This window comes from Streptomyces sp. CB03234 (assembly GCF_001905885.1).
Taxonomy (GTDB): Bacteria; Actinomycetota; Actinomycetes; order Streptomycetales; family Streptomycetaceae; genus Streptomyces.
Window position 1 is genome coordinate 288,400 of the sequence record NZ_LIYH01000001.1, and the last position, 18,279, is coordinate 306,678.

Annotated in this window: 14 protein-coding genes; 8 read left to right on the plus strand and 6 right to left on the minus strand. The window is 72.4% G+C overall.

Annotated elements, in window-relative coordinates:
• Positions 1-5: 5 nt before the first annotated feature.
• Positions 6-1,163, minus strand: a complete 1,158-nt coding sequence (locus AMK26_RS01320) for an acyl-CoA dehydrogenase family protein (protein ID WP_073750946.1) — start codon at positions 1,161-1,163, stop codon at positions 6-8.
• A gap of 103 nt (positions 1,164-1,266) precedes the next feature.
• Complete coding sequence (locus AMK26_RS01325; RefSeq protein ID WP_073750948.1) at positions 1,267-2,703, minus strand: PucR family transcriptional regulator; 1,437 nt, start codon at positions 2,701-2,703, stop codon at positions 1,267-1,269.
• A 121-nt stretch (positions 2,704-2,824) separates the two neighbouring features.
• Between AMK26_RS01325 and speB the strand changes: the two genes are divergently transcribed.
• The 7 genes from speB to AMK26_RS01360 all read left to right on the plus strand — a co-directional run bounded on the left by speB (position 2,825) and on the right by AMK26_RS01360 (position 12,915).
• A complete protein-coding gene (gene speB, locus AMK26_RS01330) occupies positions 2,825-3,796 on the plus strand; it encodes an agmatinase (protein WP_073750950.1) in 972 nt (323 codons plus the stop codon).
• 114 nt (positions 3,797-3,910) lie between these two features.
• The gene (locus AMK26_RS01335; RefSeq protein WP_073750952.1) at positions 3,911-5,593 is read left to right on the plus strand and encodes a thiamine pyrophosphate-binding protein; all 1,683 of its coding nucleotides are present in this window, start codon (positions 3,911-3,913) and stop codon (positions 5,591-5,593) included.
• A gap of 140 nt (positions 5,594-5,733) precedes the next feature.
• A complete protein-coding gene (locus AMK26_RS01340; protein ID WP_073750954.1) occupies positions 5,734-6,627 on the plus strand; it encodes a serine hydrolase in 894 nt (297 codons plus the stop codon).
• Positions 6,628-6,732: 105 nt separating this feature from the next.
• The gene (locus AMK26_RS01345) at positions 6,733-10,464 is read left to right on the plus strand and encodes an ABC transporter ATP-binding protein (protein WP_073750956.1); all 3,732 of its coding nucleotides are present in this window, start codon (positions 6,733-6,735) and stop codon (positions 10,462-10,464) included.
• A 102-nt stretch (positions 10,465-10,566) separates the two neighbouring features.
• Positions 10,567-10,914 carry a hypothetical protein gene (locus AMK26_RS01350; RefSeq protein WP_073750958.1) on the plus strand — a complete coding sequence of 116 codons (348 nt, stop codon included), beginning with the start codon at positions 10,567-10,569 and terminating at the stop codon, positions 10,912-10,914.
• A 105-nt stretch (positions 10,915-11,019) separates the two neighbouring features.
• Positions 11,020-11,385: a hypothetical protein gene (locus tag AMK26_RS01355; protein ID WP_073750960.1), complete on the plus strand. Its 366-nt coding sequence runs from the start codon at positions 11,020-11,022 to the stop codon at positions 11,383-11,385.
• Between the two features lie 90 nt (positions 11,386-11,475).
• Complete coding sequence (locus AMK26_RS01360; protein ID WP_073750962.1) at positions 11,476-12,915, plus strand: S28 family serine protease; 1,440 nt, start codon at positions 11,476-11,478, stop codon at positions 12,913-12,915.
• Positions 12,916-12,934: 19 nt separating this feature from the next.
• Here the strand turns inward: AMK26_RS01360 and AMK26_RS01365 are convergent, their stop codons facing one another.
• The 4 genes from AMK26_RS01365 to AMK26_RS01380 all read right to left on the minus strand — a co-directional run bounded on the left by AMK26_RS01365 (position 12,935) and on the right by AMK26_RS01380 (position 17,190).
• On the minus strand, positions 12,935-13,528 hold the full coding sequence (locus AMK26_RS01365; RefSeq protein ID WP_073750964.1) for a hypothetical protein: 594 nt from the start codon (positions 13,526-13,528) through the stop codon (positions 12,935-12,937).
• A gap of 74 nt (positions 13,529-13,602) precedes the next feature.
• Positions 13,603-15,426, minus strand: a complete 1,824-nt coding sequence (locus AMK26_RS01370; protein ID WP_073750966.1) for a glycoside hydrolase family 3 protein — start codon at positions 15,424-15,426, stop codon at positions 13,603-13,605.
• 72 nt (positions 15,427-15,498) lie between these two features.
• Positions 15,499-16,083 carry a hypothetical protein gene (locus AMK26_RS01375; RefSeq protein ID WP_073750968.1) on the minus strand — a complete coding sequence of 195 codons (585 nt, stop codon included), beginning with the start codon at positions 16,081-16,083 and terminating at the stop codon, positions 15,499-15,501.
• A 198-nt stretch (positions 16,084-16,281) separates the two neighbouring features.
• Positions 16,282-17,190, minus strand: a complete 909-nt coding sequence (locus tag AMK26_RS01380) for a LysR family transcriptional regulator (protein WP_073750970.1) — start codon at positions 17,188-17,190, stop codon at positions 16,282-16,284.
• 92 nt (positions 17,191-17,282) lie between these two features.
• Here AMK26_RS01380 and AMK26_RS01385 point away from each other — a divergent pair, with 92 nt between their 5' ends.
• A complete protein-coding gene (locus tag AMK26_RS01385; RefSeq protein ID WP_073750972.1) occupies positions 17,283-18,239 on the plus strand; it encodes an EamA family transporter in 957 nt (318 codons plus the stop codon).
• Positions 18,240-18,279: the final 40 nt, after the last annotated feature.

Here is an 18,279-nt window from a genome sequence, read left to right on the forward strand (position 1 = left end):
AGGGACTACAGGCCCATCGACTTGGCGATGATGGTCTTCATGATCTCGCTGGTGCCGCCGTAGATGCGGTTGACGCGGTTGTCGGCGTACAGGCGGGCGATCGGGTACTCGTTCATGTAGCCGTAGCCGCCGTGCAGCTGGAGGCAGCGGTCGATGACGCGGTGGGCGACCTCGGTGCAGAACAGCTTGGCGGACGCGGCCTCGGCGGGCGTGAGCTCGCCGGCGTCCAGGGCCTCCAGGGCGCGGTCGGCGACGGCTTCGGCGGCGTCCACCTCGGCCTTGCAGGCGGCCAGTTCGAACTTGGTGTTCTGGAAGTGGGCGACCGGCTTGCCGAAGACGGTGCGGTCCTGCACGTACTGCTGGGCGAACCGGACGGCGGCCTTGGCCTGCGCGTACGCGCCGAAGGCGATGCCCCAGCGCTCGGAGGCCAGGTTGTGGCCGAGGTAGGAGAAGCCCTTGCCCTCCTCGCCGAGCAGGTCCTCGACGGGGACCTTGACGTCGACGAAGGCCAGTTCGGCGGTGTCGGAGGTGCGCAGGCCCAGCTTGTCGAGCTTGCGGCCGATGGAGTAGCCCTCGGACGTGGTGTCGACGGCGAAGAGGGAGATGCCGAAGCGGCGGTCCTCGGCGGTGGGCGCGGAGGTGCGGGCGCAGACGATGACGCGGTCGGCGTGGACGCCGCCGGTGATGAAGGTCTTGGCGCCGTTGAGGACGTAGTGCGTGCCGTCCTCGGACAGCTTGGCGGTGGTCTTCATGCCCGCGACGTCGGAGCCGGTGCCCGGCTCGGTCATCGCCAGCGCCCACATCTCCTCGCCGGTGACGAAGTTCGGCAGGTAGCGCTTCTTCTGCTCGTCGGTGGCGAGCATCTTGATGTACGGGAGGGCGAGCAGCACGTGCACGCCGGAGCCGCCGAACTGGACGCCCGCGCGGGCGGTCTCCTCGTACAGGACGGCTTCGAACTTGTGCGTGTCCAGACCGGCGCCACCGAACTCCTCGGGCACGTTGATGCCGAAGACGCCCAGCTCACCGAGCTTGTAGTAGAAGTCGCGCGGAGCCTGGCCCGCCGCGAACCACTCGTCGTAGACGGGGACGACCTCGGCCTCGATGAAGGCGCGCATGGTCTCCCGGAACGCCTCGTGGTCCTCGTTGAATACGGTACGGCGCACGAGCCGCCTCCTTCGGAGCTGGTTACGGTCTGGCTAAGCGCTTGCTCAGGCTTCAGGGTCGAAGTTACCCGGCGGTCACCGCGGCTGTCCAGGGTCGTTCACATCACAACCAGCGCAGCGCGAACCACAGCTCCATACGGACCTCCGCGTCGTCCAGGTCCGCCTCCAGCAGGGCCGCGCACCGCGCGATCCGCTGCCGGACCGTGTTGCGGTGCACGCCCAGCGCCGTGGCCGTGCGGTCCCAGTTGCCGTGCAGGGACAGCCACGCGCGCAGGGTCTCCGTCAGGGGCTCGGCGAGCGGGGCGAGGAGGGCACGGGCGTACGCGGCCGCCTCCTCGGGGTCCAGCAGGGCGCCGAGCCCGCCGGAGCGGTGCCGCACGAGCGGTACGTGCGCGGCCTGGGCGCGGCGCAGGGCGCGGGCCGCCTGGAGGTCCGCCGCGCCCAGGTCCGACGGTTCCGCCGGGGCGCTGGCCCCGAGGGTCCAGCCCGGGTGCGGGGCGAGGCCGCGGCCGGCGGGCAGCAGGGCCCGTACGGCGTCCCCCTGGGCGTCCACCAACGGCGTCCCCAGCGAGGGCGGGACGCCCTCCCCGCGCGCGTGCACCACGGTCCACGGCGCCTCGCCGAGCAGCGGGGCGACGTCGGCGGGGGCGGCGCCCAGCAGGAGGCGGACCAGGGCGGCGGAGCGCGTGGCCTCGTCGGCGCCCTGGTGCGGGGCGGTGAGCAGCGACAGGAGGACCACCGCGACGCCCGCGATCGTGTGGTCGCCCGGCTCCCGGCGCCCCGACGCGAGGCCCAGCGCCAGGCCCTGGTTGCCGCCGAGGGCGTACGCGGCGAGATGGGCGCCGCCTGCGGTGTCGGCCGCGGACGCGGGGCGGGCGCCCGCCCCGAGCACTCGCACCAGCCGGGCCAGGGCCGCGGCGGCGTCGGGCTCCACGGGGCGGCCCGCCGCCGCGTACTCCGTGCCGTCCGGCGCGTACAGCGCGGCCCGCCCCGCGAGCCGGGACGCCAGCGCGTACAGCACGGCCGGCACCGGGTCGGGGCGTGCCGCGGCGGTGGCCAGCGACTGCTGCGCCTCCGTCACCCGGCGCAGCTCCCGGTGGCGTGCCTCCGCCATGAGCCGCCACACCGCGCGCCCCACCGCCGTGAACGGCGTCCTCGGCGGCACCTCCAGCAGCGGCAGCCCGCGCCGGGCGCAGGCCGCGACCAGCCCTTCCGGCACCGTGTCGTACACCGGCGTCACCCCGAAGCCGAGCGCCGCCGCGCCCGCCGCGACGACCCGCTCGACGTACCGCTCGGGGTCGGTGAGCTGCACGCCCGCCGTCATCAGCAGCTCGCCGCCCAGCAGATACGGGTAGGGGTCCGCCATCTCGGAGGTGTGCACCCAGTGCAGCTCCACATCGGGCGAGCCCACGATCAGGCGCAGCCCGAGTTCCTCGCGGGCGAGCAGCGCGGCCAGCGGGACGTGCGGTGCCGGTGGGGCCGGTGGGGTCGGTGCAGCGGATGGGGCCGGTGAGGCCTCGGGCATGGACGGTTCCTCCATCCGAAACCTGGACGATGGAGGAAACGTACACTTCAGTGTCGCTTTGCGGCCACCTACTGTCGTCCCGACCGGCCAGGCACACTCGAAGCAGTACGAAGCGACCGAAAGAAGGCACCCGATCATGAGCAGCACCCCCGAGACGCCGCGCGGCCCCATCGACTCGTCCCGCATCCCGCGGTACGCCGGACCGGCGACGTTCGCGCGGCTGCCGCGTCTCGATGAGGTCGGCAGGGCCGATGTCGCCGTCGTCGGTGTGCCCTTCGACTCGGGCGTCTCCTACCGCCCCGGCGCCCGCTTCGGCGGCAACGCCATCCGTGAGGCGTCCCGCCTCCTGCGCCCCTACAACCCGGCGCAGGACGCCTCGCCGTTCGCGCTGGCGCAGGTCGCGGACGGCGGCGACATCGCCGTGAACCCGTTCAACATCAACGAGGCGGTGGAGACCGTCGAGGCCGCCGCCGACGAGCTGCTCGGCACCGGTGCCCGCCTGATGACGCTGGGCGGCGACCACACCATCGCCCTGCCGCTGCTGCGCTCGGTCGCCAAGAAGCACGGCCCGGTCGCCCTGCTCCACTTCGACGCCCACCTCGACACGTGGGACACCTACTTCGGCGCCGAGTACACGCACGGCACGCCGTTCCGCCGGGCCGTCGAGGAGGGCATCCTCGACACCGAGGCGCTCTCCCACGTCGGTACGCGCGGCCCGCTGTACGGCAAGCAGGACCTGACCGACGACGAGAAGATGGGCTTCGGCATCGTCACCTCGGCGGACGTCTACCGGCGCGGCGCCGACGAGGTGGCCGACCAGCTGCGCCAGCGCATCGGCGACCGCCCGCTGTACATCTCCATCGACATCGACTGCCTCGACCCGGCCCACGCCCCCGGTACCGGCACCCCCGAGGCGGGCGGCATGACCTCCCGCGAGCTGCTGGAGATCCTGCGCGGCCTGGCGTCCTGCAACCTGGTCTCGGCGGACGTCGTCGAGGTCGCCCCGGCGTACGACCACGCCGAGATCACGTCGGTCGCGGCGTCCCACACGGCGTACGAGCTGACGACGATCATGTCGCGCCAGATCGCGGCCGCCCGCCAGGCGTAGGACGGCAGGCCGGGGTACGGGGGCGGGCGTGGCGCCGCGGTTGGTTGGATGTGCCCACGCGTTCGGCCCCGGCGGAACGACCGTCCACGACCAGCCACAGCCCGGAGGGACACCTTGACCCACGACCACGACCTCGTGCTGCGGCCCACCGCCGCGCAGACCGAGGCCGCGCTGAACCCGCCGGCCGGACGCACCGGCGGGGACCTCGTCGTCGAGACGCTCGCCGGGCTCGGGGCCACCACCGTCTTCGGGCTGCCCGGGCAGCACGCGCTCGGCATGTTCGACGCGCTGCGCCGCTCCAAGCTCCAGTACGTGGGCCTGCGCGTCGAGAACAACGCGGGGTTCGCCGCCGACGCGTACGGCCGGATCACCGGCGAGGCCGCGCCGCTCCTGCTGTCCACCGGGCCGGGCGCGCTGATGAGCCTCGCCGCGCTCCAGGAGGCGGCCGCCGCCAGCGCGCCCGTGCTGGCGATCGGCAGCCAGGTCCCGGCCGCCGGGCTGGGCGGCGGGCGCCACGGGTACCTGCACGAACTGCGCGACCAGCGGGCGTCGTTCCGCGACATCGTCAAGTCCGTGCACACCGTGCGGACGCAGTCGCAGATCCCGTCCGCGATCGCCGCCGCCTGGGAGTCCGCGCTGACCGCGCCGCACGGCCCGGTGTGGGTGGAGATCCCGCAGGACGTGCTGCTGGCCGGGGCCGCCCTGCCGGTGGTCACCGCCATGGACGCCACCCCCGAGGACGTCGTGCCCCGCCCCGAGCTGACGGCCCTCGCCGCGCACCTGCTGGCGCACGCCGAGCGGCCCGCGATCATCGCGGGCGGCGGCGTCGTACGCTCCGACGCGTCCGGCAAGCTGCTGGCGCTGGCGGAGCGGATCACCGCACCTGTGGTCACCACCTTCGGCGGCAAGGGCGCCTTCCCCTGGGAGCACCCGCTGTCCCTGCAGTCGTGGCTGGAGGACCGGCACACCACCGACTTCCTGGAGGACGCCGACGTCCTCCTCGTCGTGGGCTCCGGGCTCGGCGAGCTGTCCTCGAACTACCACACCTTCGCCCCGCGCGGCCGGGTGATCCAGATCGAGGCCGACCTGGGCAAGCTGGAGTCCAACCATCCCGCGCTCGGCATCCACGCCGACGCGCGGCTCGCCCTCTCCGCCCTCCTGGAGACGGTGGAAGCACGGCCGGACGCGGGCGCCGCCGACCGCGTACGTACCGTCCTGGACAAGGTCCGGGCGCGGATCGACGCCCAGGACCTCGGCCTGGAGCGGCGGGTCCTCGCCGCCGTGCGTGAGGCCCTGCCGGACGACGTGCCCAGCTTCTGGGACATGACGATCCTCGCCTACTGGGCCTGGTCCGCCTTCGACGCCCGCCGCCCCAACACCATGCACTCCGCGCAGGGCGCCGGCGGCCTCGGCTACGGTTTCCCGGCCGCTCTCGGGGCGGCGGCGGCCGACCCCACCCGGCCGGTGCTCGCCGTCTCCGGCGACGGCGGCGCCATGTACTCGATCGCCGAGCTGGCCACGGCCAAGCAGTACGGGTCGAACGTCACCTGGCTGATCGTCGACGACGGCGGTTACGGCATCCTCCGCGAGTACATGACCGACGCCTTCGGCCAGGCCACCGGCACCGAGCTGGCCCGCCCGGACTTCGTCGCGCTCGCCGAGTCGTTCGGTGTCCCGGCCGTCCGGACGACACCGGAGGCGCTGCGCGAGGACCTCGCCAAGTCCCTTGCCCGGCCCGGCCCTTCGGTCGTCGTCCTCCCCGCCCTGCTGAAGATGTTCGCGCCGACGCACCTGTGACGGGAGTCGCACGGGGCTCGTCGATCCGATGAGTCCCGTGCGTACAACTTTTCGCGCGCTGCCGAGTCATGGATTGCGTGAACAGACTTCCCATATCCCGCGGCAAGCGCGGGGCCCTGTGTGCCGCGGTCGCCCTCGGGGTGCTGCTGCCGACCGCCGCCACCGTCACACCCGCCACCGCCGCGACGCCGGCCGTGGCGTGCACGTCCCAGAAGGCGGGCCTCGCCGCCAAGCTGGTCAAGGACATCAACGCGGCCCTCGCGGGCCGCAAGTCCACCACCGCGATCCTGGTCAACGACCGCGTCACCAAGACCAGCTGCGTACTGCGGCCGGACACGCAGTTCGACTCCGCGAGCGTGGTCAAGACGACCGTGCTCGCCACCCTCCTCTGGGACGCGCAGAAGTCGAACCGGGCGCTGACCGCGACCGAGAAGTCCCGCGCCACCGCCATGATCACCAAGTCGGACAACGACGCCACCAGCGCGCTGTGGAAGCAGCTGGGCGTCACCAAGGTCAAGGGCTTCCTCACCGCGGCCGGCATGACCAAGACCGTCCCCGGCTCCGGCGGCTACTGGGGGCTCACCCAGATCACCGCCCGTGACCAGCAGAGGCTGCTGGCGCTGATCACCGCGAAGAACACCGTCCTCACCGACGCCTCGCGCGCCTACATCCTCGACCTGATGAACAAGGTCATCTCCTCGCAGCGCTGGGGCACCCCCGCCGGTGCGCCCAGCACCGCGAAGATCCACGTCAAGAACGGCTGGCTGCCGCGCGCCACCCACGGCTGGCGCGTCCACTCCATCGGCGCGTTCACCGGCACGGCGCACAACTACCAGATCACCGTGCTCACGCACGACAACGCGACCATGCAGGACGGCATCAACACCATCCAGGCCGTCGCCCGCGTCGTGCACGCCGACCTCAACCCCACCGCCGCCAGGAGCGACGTCTTCGTCCCGCCCGCCGTCCCGCAGGAGTCCGTGCCGGCCGTTCCCGGACGTGCCGCCCAGGACATGGTGAGCGTCACCCGCTGAGCCTGAGGTCCTAGGACCAAGGACCGTCGTAGCGGAGGGATGAAATCCGTCCGCACCCGTGTTGGTGCCTTCCGGTAGATCATATTTTCGACCGGGAGGCACCACGTGGCGGCGGCAGAGCAAGGATGGGCACGACGGCTGTCCGGGTACGCCTGGCGGTACCGGCGCAATGTGGTGCTCGCGCTCGGCTCGTCCCTCGCGGGCATGGCCGTCATGGCGATCGTCCCGCTGATCACCAAGGTCGTCATCGACGACGTCATCGGGTCCGGGAAACGCTCCCTCGCCGTTTGGACCGGGCTGCTGATCGCCGCCGCGGCCGCCGTCTACGTACTGACGTACATACGCCGCTACTACGGCGGCCGCCTCGCCCTCGACGTACAGCACGACCTGCGCACCGAGATGTACGGCACGATCACCCGGCTCGACGGGCGGCGGCAGGACGAGCTGTCCACCGGGCAGGTCGTCGGGCGCGCCACCAGCGACCTCCAGCTCATCCAGGGCCTGCTCTTCATGCTCCCGATGACCATCGGGAACTTCCTGCTCTTCCTGATCTCCCTCGTCGTCATGGCGTGGCTGTCGCTGCCGCTCACCCTCGTCGCGCTCGCCGTCGCCCCCGCCCTGTGGTTCATCGCCAAGCGCAGCCGCACCCGCCTGCACCCCGCCACCTGGTACGCCCAGGCCCAGGCCGCGCACGTCGCGGGCGTGGTCGACGGCGCCGTGACCGGCGTACGCGTGGTCAAGGGCTTCGGACAGGAGGACCAGGAGACCGGCAAGATCCGCGAGGCGAGCCGCAAGCTGTTCGCGGGCCGGATGCGCACCATCAAGCTGAACAGCCGCTACACCCCGGCGCTCCAGTCCGTGCCCGCGCTCGGGCAGGTCGCCATGCTGGCGCTCGGCGGCTGGCTGGCCACCCGCGGCCAGATCACCCTCGGTACGTTCGTCGCCTTCTCCACCTACCTCGCGCAGCTCGTCGGCCCGGTCCGGATGCTCGCCATGGTCCTCACCGTGGGCCAGCAGGCACGCGCGGGCGTGGAGCGCGTCCTGGAGCTCATCGACACCGAACCGGTGATCAAGGACGGCACGAAGGAGCTGCCCGCCGACGCCCCGGCGAGCGTCGAGTTCGACGACGTGTCGTTCGCGTACGAGGACGGGCGGCCCGTCCTGGACGGCTTCTCGCTGGAGATCCGCCCCGGCGAGACCGTCGCCGTCGTCGGCTCCTCCGGCAGCGGCAAGTCGACCGTCTCGATGCTCCTGCCGCGCTTCTACGACGTGACGCACGGCGCCGTCCTGGTCGGCGGGCACGATGTGCGCGAACTGACCCTGGAATCGCTGCGGGCCGCCATCGGTCTCGTACCGGAGGACAGCTTCCTCTTCTCCGACACGGTCAGGACCAACATCGCGTACGGCAAGCCCGACGCGACCGACGAGGAGATCCGCGCCGCCGCCCGCGCCGCGCAGGCCGACGGTTTCATATCCGAGCTGCCCGACGGCTACGACACCACGGTCGGCGAGCACGGCCTGACCCTCTCCGGCGGGCAGCGCCAGCGCATCGCGCTCGCCCGCGCCATCCTCACCGACCCGCGGCTGCTGCTCCTCGACGACGCCACCTCGGCCGTCGACGCCCGGATCGAGCACGAGATACACGAGGCGCTGCGCTCCGTCATGGCCGGGCGCACCACCCTGCTCATCGCGCACCGCCGCTCCACCCTGAATCTCGCCGACCGGATCGCCGTCCTCGACGGCGGCCGGCTGTCCGACATCGGTACGCACGAGGAGCTGGAGCGGCGCTCGGCGCTCTACCGGCGGCTGCTGACCGACCCCGACGAGCTGGGCGGCGTCTCACCCGGCCACGCCGTGCCCATGGAGCTGCCCGAGGACCGCACGGTACGGGAGGAGCTGGACGCCGAGTTCGACGCGGAACGCGGCATCACGCCCACCCTGTGGGAGCGGCAACAGCCCGTCGAGGAGTCGGCGGCGCCCGGCGCCACGCCCGAGCTGCTCGCGCAGGTCGAGGCGCTGCCGCCCGCGACCGACACCCCGGCGGTCGACGAGGCACGGGCGGTCACGCCCGAGGAGTCGTACGGGCTGCGCCGGCTGCTGCGCGGCTTCGGCGCGGCGCTGGCGCTCAGCCTGCTGCTCGTCGCCATCGACGCCGGCATGGGCCTGCTGCTGCCCATCCTGATCCGGCACGGCATCGACGAGGGCGTCGAGCAGGCCGCGCTGGGCGCGGTGTGGGCGGCGTCCGCCCTGGCGCTGGTGACGGTGGTGGTGCAGTGGGCGGCGCAGACCGGTGAGATCCGGATGACCGGCCGGACCGGCGAGCGGGTCCTGTACGCGCTCCGCCTGAAGATCTTCGCCCAGCTCCAGCGCCTGGGGCTCGACTACTACGAGCGGGAGCTGACCGGGCGGATCATGACCCGGATGACGACGGACGTGGACGCCCTGTCGACGTTCCTCCAGACCGGCCTCGTGACCGCGTTCGTGTCGCTGGTGACCTTCTTCGGCATCATGATCGCGCTCGTCGTGATCGACGTACAGCTGGCACTGGTCGTCTTCGCGACGCTGCCGGTACTGATCGTCGGCACGTTCTTCTTCCGCCGCTCCAGCGTGAAGGCGTACGAGCTGGCGCGGGAGCGGATCAGCGTCGTCAACGCCGACCTCCAGGAGTCGGTGTCCGGGCTGCGGATCGTGCAGGCCTTCCGGCGCGAGCGGTCGGGCGCGGAGCGGTTCGCGGCGCGCAGCGCCGACTACCGGGCGGCACGCGTGCGCGGCCAGTGGCTGATCTCCATCTACTTCCCGTTCGTCCAGTTCCTGTCGTCGGTCGCCGCCGCGGCGGTGCTGATCGTGGGCGCGGGACGCGTGGAGGCGGGGACGCTGACGACGGGCGCGCTCGTCGCGTACCTCCTCTACATCGACCTGTTCTTCGCGCCCGTGCAGCAGCTGTCGCAGGTCTTCGACGGCTACCAGCAGGCCGCGGTCTCGCTGGGCCGGATGCAGGAGCTGCTGCGGGAGCGCACGTCCACGGCGCCGCCCGCCCGCAAGCCGCTCCCGGTGCCGTCCCTGCGGGGCGACATCGCCTTCGAGGACGTCTCCTTCTGGTACGGAAATGACGTCGGCGACGGGGAAGGTGTCGCCCTGAGCGGTGTGGACCTGCGCATCCCGGCCGGGCAGACCGTCGCGTTCGTCGGGGAGACGGGCGCCGGGAAGTCGACGCTCGTCAAGCTGGTCGCGCGGTTCTACGACCCGACGTCCGGCCGGGTCTCCGTGGACGGCACCGACCTGCGGGACCTGGACCTCACCGCGTACCGGCACCGCCTCGGGGTCGTCCCCCAGGAGGCGTACCTCTTCGCCGGCACGGTCCGTGACGCCATCGCGTACGGGCGGCCCGAGGCGACCGACGCGGAGGTGGAGGCGGCGGCGCGGGCCGTCGGCGCCCACGACATGATCGCCACCCTGGACGGCGGGTACCTGCACGAGGTCGCCGAACGCGGGCGGAACCTGTCGGCGGGCCAGCGGCAGCTGATCGCCCTGGCGCGCGCCGAACTGGTCGACCCGGACGTGCTGCTGCTCGACGAGGCGACGGCCGCGCTCGACCTCGCCACGGAGGCGCAGGTCAACGCCGCCACCGACCGCCTCGCCGGCCGCCGCACCACCCTGGTCGTCGCCCACCGCCTCACCACGGCGGCCCGTGCGGACCGGGTTGTCGTCATGGACCACGGCCGCGTCGCCGAGGACGGCACCCACGACGAGCTGCTGGCCCGCGGTGGCCGCTACGCGCAGCTCTGGCGCACCTTCATCGGCGAAACCCCGGCGGAGACGCCGGCGCCGACGGCGTAGGGGCGACGGGGCTTCGGCGCCCGCGGTGGTCGAGTAGGCGTACCTCGTGGCCTGAGTACGACCGCGCATCCGCCCGCCGCCCCCGGGCGGTGGGATGGGGGCATGAGCACCGACCTGGCCCACTTCGCCGCGCCCTCCCACGCCGCCCTCCGCACGCGCGTCCGCGCGACGATCGCCGCCGTGGCGTTCCTGCCCGCCTGCGCGCTGATCGGGTTCCTGACGCTGTTCTCCGACCGGGCGTCCGGGTGCGTCATCCAGGGCGGCGAGCAGTGCGTGGGCATGCCCGGCCGGGTGTGGCTCTCCAGCGCCCTGGCCGCCGGCGCGCTGTGGGGCGTCGCGCTGTTCACGCCCGACCGCGGGGAGCGGACGGACGCCCTGCGCAGGGGTGCCTTCCGGGCGCAGCTCGGCTTCGAGGCGCTCGCGCTGTTCGCGATCGTCGGCTACGTCTAGGCAACCGTTCGGCGCTCCAGCGCGTCGTACGCACGTACGCTCACGAGGCGAAGAGGAGCAAGCGTGTTCGGTGGGGTGGCTGCGGCCAGGGCAAGACGACTGCTCATGCACATGCTCGCGGTGCTGGTCGCCGCGGCCTTCCTCGTCCTCGCCGGCCCCGGCACCCCACACGCCGACGCGGCGGCCACCGGCTGTCCCGGACGGCTCGTCAAGACGATGACGTTCAGCACCGGTGAGCTGAGGGTGTACAAGAACCGCCAGTACGCGTGTGCCGTCACCGTCGCGAAGAAACCCGGCGCCCGCCGCGCCATGTCGGTGTCCATCCAGCCGCGCGGCGGACGCGCCGCCGTCGACGCGGGCGCGTTCACCCGGCAGGCCGGGCCCGTCACCGTACACGCCCTCAACCGCTGCGTCCGTGCGTCCGGCGCCGTCGCGGGCAGGGGCGCTTCCACGGGCTGGATCCTCTGCTGACCTTTCTTGCCGGGCTCAACAGGGTCTGGCGGCAGGCACGTTGATCCCACTAGGTTCGCGGCGACCACCGCAAACCCACGTGGAGGGTGCATGCGCAAGACGCTCAGATGGCTGCTGTCGCTCGTGGTGCTCATAGGCACCGTGAGCGCGGCCGGCACGGCCACCGCCGCCGGTACCGCCGACAGCCGCACGACGAACGACACGACCACCGGAACGACGGACATCAAGGACCGCGTCCTGGCGATCCCCGGGATGTCCCTCGTCGAGGAGAAGCCCTACCCCGGCTACCGCTACTTCGTCCTCACCTACACCCAGCCGGTCGACCACCGCGACCACTCCAAGGGCACCTTCCAGCAGCGCCTCACCCTGCTGCACAAGGACACCGCCCGCCCCACCGTCTTCCACACCAGTGGATACGCCGTCAGCACCCGCCCCGGGCGGGCCGAGCCGACGCGGATCGTGGACGGCAACCAGGTGTCCATGGAGTATCGGTTCTTCACCCCGTCCCGCCCCCAGCCCGCCGACTGGTCGAAGCTGGACATCTGGCAGGCGGCCAGTGACCAGCACCGGATCTTCACCGCCCTGAAGAAGATCTACGACCGCAAGTGGCTCGCCACCGGCGCCTCCAAGGGCGGCATGACCGCCACGTACTACGAGCGCTTCTACCCCCGCGACATGGACGGCGTCGTCGCGTACGTCGCCCCCAACGACGTGGTGGAGAAGGAGGACGCGGCGTACGACCGGTTCTTCGCGACCGTCTCCACCCAGGAGTGCCGCGACCGGCTGAACGCCCTCCAGCGCGAGGCGCTGGTCCGCCGCGCGCCGCTCCAGGAGAAGTTCCGCACCTGGGCCGAGGCCGAGGGCGCGACCTTCACCACCGTCGGCAGCCTGGACAAGGCGTACGAGGCGGTCGTCCTCGACTTCGTCTGGGGCTTCTGGCAGTACCACACCGAGGCCGACTGCGCCTCCATCCCCGACGCTGCCACCGCCACCGACCAGGCCGTGTACGACACCATCGACACGTACTCCGGCTGGTCGTTCTACAGCGACCAGGGCCTCGCGCCCTACACCCCGTACTACTACCAGGCCGCCACCGAACTCGGTTCGCCCAGCCTGACGATGGACCACCTCAAGGACCTGACCCGGTACGGCTACCAGCCCGCCCGCGACTTCGTCCCGCGTGACATCCCGGTGCGGTTCAAGCCGTGGGTGATGCGAGACGTGGACACCTGGGTGCGTACGCAGGGGCGCGGCATGCTCTTCGTGTACGGCGGGAACGACCCGTGGGGCGCCGAGAAGTTCCGCGTCGACAAGGGCGCCCGGGACTCCTACGTGATGACCGCGCCGGGCGCCAACCACGGCGCGAACGTCGCCGGACTGACCGAGGCCGAGCGGACGAAGGCCACGGCCCGCATCCTGGCCTGGGCGGGCGTCGCCCCGGCCGACCCGCAGCGCGCGGCGCCGCTGACGACGTACGACCCGCGCCTGGACAAGCGTGAGCTGAAGCGTGAGCTGACACTGCGTCCGTAGGCAGTCGTACGGGCTGCGCTCACAACCGGTGCGCGCAGCCCACCGGCTTCGTCCCGCCCAGCTCCACGTACAGATCCGTCGACGCCGGGCACCGCGACCGCCGCTCCACGGCCTCGACCACCCGGTACTCCGGCCGCTCCGCGCCCGAGCCGTCGCAGGCCGTCTCCTTGACCTGCCCCTTGCGGGAGCCGTAGAGGCAGTCCCCGACGACGGTGTACGGCCCGCCGCCGCCCCCGGGGTCGCCCGGGTGCGGGGGCTGGAGGTTGCGCATGCAGGCGTAGCCCCGCGGCACCGCCCCGTCGCCGTCCTCGTCGGCGGCGGGGCGGTTCTCCGAGACGTGCAGGACGAAGTCGGTGGTCCGGGGGCAGACCGGCCCGTCGGCCGGTGGCCCCGCGAACCGGGTCAGCACCCGCGCCACCGCCCGCTCGCTGCCGCACGGCACCTCGCGGAAGTCCCGGCCGCGTGTGCTGCACTCGCCGGGGCCGAGGAACAGCTCGCCGTAGCCGGTGGAGGTCTCCTCGAAACCGACAGGTGCGCCGCCACTGGCCTGCTCACAGCCGGTGGTGAGCGCCGCCGCCAGCAGCACGGCGCACACGGTTCCTTGCCGACGCATGCGAGCCCCCGATCCTCGCGCCCAGCGTGACCCGCCGTGGCGGGCACACGCCAGACGCGCCCGGGGGTATTGCGCTATTTGTACGTCAGGCCGTAGCCCATCGGATACAGCACCTGGGCCGGATCGTCCGCGCGCTGAACGGGCACGGGCAGCCGGCCCTCCGGCCGCGCCCGGCCCGCGATGACCCGGGCGGCGGCGCGCAGTTCGACGTCGGTCCAGGAGTAGGTGGCGAGCGTGGCGCGCTGGCCGCTGAGGCGGGCGATGTCGTAGGGGTTGCGGATGGCGACCGTGACGACCGGGACGCCGGTGGCGGCCAGCCGGGACACCAGCGTGCGCTGGCTGCTGGTCGCCGAGACGTTGTACGTCCCGACGATCACGGCGTCCTTGCCGGCGGCGGCCGCCACAGCCTCGTCGATCTTCGCGGCCGACGGGGCGGTGCCGGTCGGCAACGCCGTGGTGGTGAAGCCCAGTTCGGTGAGGGCGCCGGCAAGGGTGGCGGTCGGTGGGCCGGTCGTCCCGGAGGGGGAGGCGACATCGGCGCCGACGACGAGGAGCTTCGGCCGGTCGGCGGCGCTGAGCGGGAGCAGCCCGCCCTCGTTGAGCAGCAGGGTGGTGGTCCGCTCGGCGATCCGGTCGGCGGTGGCCAGGTGCGGGCGGGTGCCGACGGTGCGGTCGACGGAGTCGTGGGTGACGTACGGATAGGTGAACAGGCCCAGCTTGGCCTTCAGGCGGAGGATGCGGAGAATCGATTCCTCGATCCGGGCCTCGCTGATCTCGCCGCTCTGTACGGCCTTCAGGACGGCGTTCCAGGCCACGGACAGCTTCGGCGGGTTGAGCAGCTGGTCGCAGCCCGCCTTGAGGGCGAGGACGGGGACGCGGTCGTCGCCGTACTTGGTGCGTACGCCCTCCATGCCGAGCGAGTCGGTCACGACGACACCGTCATACCCGAGTTCCTCACGGAGGATGCCGGTGAGGATGGGGCGGGAGAGGGTGGCGGGGTCCTCGGCCGGGTCGAGAGCGGGGACGACGATGTGTGCCGTCATGATCGAGTCGATCCCGGCGGTGATGGCGGCCCGGAACGGCGGTGCGTCCAGGGTCTTCCACTGCTCACGCGTGTGGGTGATGGTCGGCAGGCCGTAGTGGCTGTCGACGGACGTGTCGCCGTGCCCGGGGAAGTGCTTGGACGTGGCCGCGATGCCCGCCCGCTGGTAGCCGCTGACCTGCGCGGCGACCATCCCCGCGACCGCCCGCGGGTCGGCGCCGAAGGAGCGTACGCCGATCACGGGGTTGGCGGGGTTGACGTTGACGTCGGCGACGGGCGCGTAGTTCTGGCGGATGCCCATCGCGGCCAGCTCGGCGCCGGCCACGTGGGCGGCGCGGCGGGCGTCGGAGCGCGAGCCGCCCGCGCCGAGCGCCATCGCGCCGGGCATGAGGGTGGCGGGCTCCCCTATCCGGGCGACGATGCCGTGCTCCTGGTCGGTGGAGATGAGGACCGGCACGGGCGTCGGCTGTGCGAGCGCGGCGCGCTGGATGCCGTTGGACAGGTCGGCGATCTGGTGCGGGTCGCGGGTGTTGTGGGCCCAGGAGAAGTAGATGATGCCGCCGACGTGGTACGTCGCGATCAGCTCGGCGGCGGTGCGGACCCCGATCTCCTTGAGGTTCGCGTCGATGTCGGCCTGGTCGGGGGCGGTGGCGGAGTGCCCGTACACCCGCATGACGAAGAGCTGGCCGACCTTCTCCTCCAGGCTCATGCGTGAGATGAGCCGCTTGAGGCGGTGGTCGTCACCCGCCGCCATGGCGGGGGTGGTGACCCCGGTGACGGCGGCGGCCGCCGCGGCGGCGGTGACGGTGAGGACGGTACGTCTGGAGGGGGTGTGGGGTGTGGCTCGGTGGTGCATGGTGCTCCTTCCGGCCATCCGGATGAAGGAAACTTCCAAGGAGTCACGCATAGCCGGAAAGTAACTGCCAGGTCAAGGACCTGAGCGCACCACGCCGGGAAGGCCGGGCAACGGGCCCATCCTCGCTGCTTCGTCGATGAGGGCGCGGGCCTTGGCCTCGGCCTGGTCGTACCGTTCGGGAAACGCCGACCGCTGCACGCCCTGCGCGACCTGGCCGGCGGTCCAGTCGGGATGGGCGCGGTCGGTCTCGACGGCCCGGACGAAGAACGCGTTGGCCGCGTACGTCACGTCCATGCACTGTTCGCGCGTGCCCCAGCCCTGGCTCGGGCGCTGCTGGAAGACGCCGACGGAGTCGAGGTGCCCGCAGGGAAGGTTGTTCATGTGCGACTCCACCCACCCGGCCTCGAAGCCGGCGAGCATCACCTTGTCGTTGACCCCCAGTTCGCCGCCGACCCGGTAGACGACCCGGATCACCTCCGGATCGTGGCCGGCGGGAACCGTGCAGGCCGCCGTGTCCCCCAGCTCCGTGGCCGGAATGTGGTCCCCGGGAGGAGGCGGTTCGCTCGTTCCCGCCCAGGCGAGCTGCTGCGGGCCGCCCAGCGCCCATACGGCGGCGGTCAGACCGCCGGCTTGGACGAAGCTGCGTCTGGACACCATGGGGGAGAACTCCCTTTCCATGCTCTTCGTAGCTTTATGGAGCTTTACTGGCCTTTACGGAGCTTTACGTACCTTTACGGCGCTTCATGGGCGCGTTGGCGCGGTCCGCGCCGCACCACAGGTTCACACCCGGTCGCCGATTCCCGTGCCACCGTGACGACGTGTCGCCCCGACCTCCCCCGAAAGCACACGTGCACGTCAGGCGTGCGCCACGGACGGCCACAACTCCTGGAGCGTACGTACCGTCTCGGTGATCGCCGGCCGCCGTGCCGCCCCCGCCCGCCACAGCGCGGACAACCGCCGCTTCGGCACCGGATCCAGGCGTACGGTCGCGACCTCGTCGGGAAGCCTGCCGCGACCCAGGCGCGGCACCAGCGCCACGCCCAGTCCGGCCGCGACGAGGGCCACCTGGGTGTGGTTCTCCTCGGCCTGGTGGACGATGTGCGGCTCGCAGCCCGCCGCCCGCAGCGTCCGCATCAGCCAGTCATGGCACACCGTGCCGGGCGGCTGCGAGATCCACCGCTCGTCCTTCAGCTCCTCGCGCCGTACGGCGTCCCGCTCGGCGAGCGGATGCCCGAGCGGTACGAGGATGTCGCACAGGTCGTCGCCGATGACGGCCTGCTCGACCCCGGGCGGGGCCGGCATTGGTGCGATGTCCCAGTCGTGTGCCACGGCCAGGTCGATCACGCCTCGCGCTACCAGGTCGATCGACCGGTGCGGGTCCACCTCCGACATGCGGGCGTCCAGGCCCGGATGACGGCGGGCCAGCTCGGCGAGCGCCTGGGGCATCAGCCCGCGCGCCGCGCTGGGGAAGCACCCGATCGCCAGCCGCCCGGACGGCAGACCCCGCCGCTCCTCCAGCCGCACCTCCGCCTCCTCGACGAGGGACAGCAACTGCTGCGCCGTCGACGCCAGGTGCCGAGCCTCATCGGTGAGCCGCACCCCCCGGCCCTGCCGTTCCAGCAGGGTGGTGCGGGTCTCCCGCTCCAGCTTGGCGATCTGCTGCGACACGGCGGACGGGGTGTAGCCGAGCGCGGCCGCGGCGGCGCCGACCGTGCCGTACACCGAGACGGCGTGCAGCGCCCGCAGGCGCGCCAGATCCAGCACGACAACCCCCCGTTTTTGGTTAGCGTTGCTTCATCCAATCATGAAGCAATCCGCGCTGGTGCTACATGGTCAGGTCCCGGAATGCTCGACGCATGCGCCCTGCCCACATCGCTCTCGCCGCACTGGTCGCCGCCCTCCTGGGCGTCAACTTCGTCGTCATCGACATCGGCCTCGACCACTTCCCGCCGCTGCTCTTCTCCGCCCTGCGCTTCCTGGTGGCCGCGCTGCCCGCCGTCTTCCTCGTGGGGCGCCCGAAGGTGGCGTGGAAGTGGATCGTCGGCGTGGGGCTGGCACTCGGCGTCGCGAAGTTCGGCCTCCTCTTCACGGGCATGGACCGTGGCGCACCGGCCGGCCTGTCCTCCCTGATCCTGCAGATCCAGGCCGTCTTCACCGCACTGTTCGCCTTCGCGGCACTCGGCGAACGACCCGGCCGGGTGCGGGCGGTGGGCATGGCCGTCGCGCTCGGCGGGATCGCCGTCGCCGCGATCGACGAGGGCACGGCCGGGCCGCTGCTCGGCTTCTCGCTGTGCATCGCGGCCGCCGCCTTCTGGGGCGTCTCGAACGTCCTGACCCGCAAGGCGTCCCCACCCGACGCGCTGAACTTCATGGTGTGGGTCAGCACCGTCCCCGTACTCCCGCTGCTCGCCCTGTCGCTGCTCCTGGAAGGGCCGTCACGGGACATGGCCGCGCTGCGGTCCCTCGACTGGACCGGCGTCGGCGTCATCGTCTACGTCGCCTGGGTCACCACCGTCTTCGGCTTCGGCGCCTGGGGCTGGCTGCTGCGCCGCTACCCGGCGTCCTCGGTGGCCCCCTTCTCCCTGCTGGTGCCGGTGTTCGGCATGTCGTCGGCGGCCCTCTTCCTCGGCGAGCCGGTCACCCCCCTGCGCTGGTGCGCGGCGGCCCTGCTGGTGGGCGGCGTGGCGCTGACGTCGTTGCCGGGGACGCGGGGAGGCAGGGTGGTACGGAGGGCTCCCGGGCCGACGGCCGCGACGCCGCCGCACCCGCCCGCCCGCGTCACGGACGAGCAGCCGGCGGGACGACCCGCGTAAGGGGCCGTGGCGGACGGGGGCCTGCCCGGGCGGCCTTGCG

What these genes read in the sequence shown, in the direction of transcription:
- AMK26_RS01325 (WP_073750948.1), bottom strand. Translation starts at nt 2,703, where the DNA reads ATGGAGGAACCGTCCATGCCCGAGGCCTCACCGGCCCCATCCGCTGCA.
- speB (WP_073750950.1), top strand. Translation starts at nt 2,825, where the DNA reads ATGAGCAGCACCCCCGAGACGCCGCGCGGCCCCATCGACTCGTCCCGC.
- AMK26_RS01350 (WP_073750958.1), top strand. Translation starts at nt 10,567, where the DNA reads ATGAGCACCGACCTGGCCCACTTCGCCGCGCCCTCCCACGCCGCCCTC.
- AMK26_RS01355 (WP_073750960.1), top strand. Translation starts at nt 11,020, where the DNA reads ATGCACATGCTCGCGGTGCTGGTCGCCGCGGCCTTCCTCGTCCTCGCC.
- AMK26_RS01360 (WP_073750962.1), top strand. Translation starts at nt 11,476, where the DNA reads ATGCGCAAGACGCTCAGATGGCTGCTGTCGCTCGTGGTGCTCATAGGC.
- AMK26_RS01365 (WP_073750964.1), bottom strand. Translation starts at nt 13,528, where the DNA reads ATGCGTCGGCAAGGAACCGTGTGCGCCGTGCTGCTGGCGGCGGCGCTC.
- AMK26_RS01370 (WP_073750966.1), bottom strand. Translation starts at nt 15,426, where the DNA reads ATGCACCACCGAGCCACACCCCACACCCCCTCCAGACGTACCGTCCTC.
- AMK26_RS01375 (WP_073750968.1), bottom strand. Translation starts at nt 16,083, where the DNA reads ATGGTGTCCAGACGCAGCTTCGTCCAAGCCGGCGGTCTGACCGCCGCC.
- AMK26_RS01385 (WP_073750972.1), top strand. Translation starts at nt 17,283, where the DNA reads ATGCGCCCTGCCCACATCGCTCTCGCCGCACTGGTCGCCGCCCTCCTG.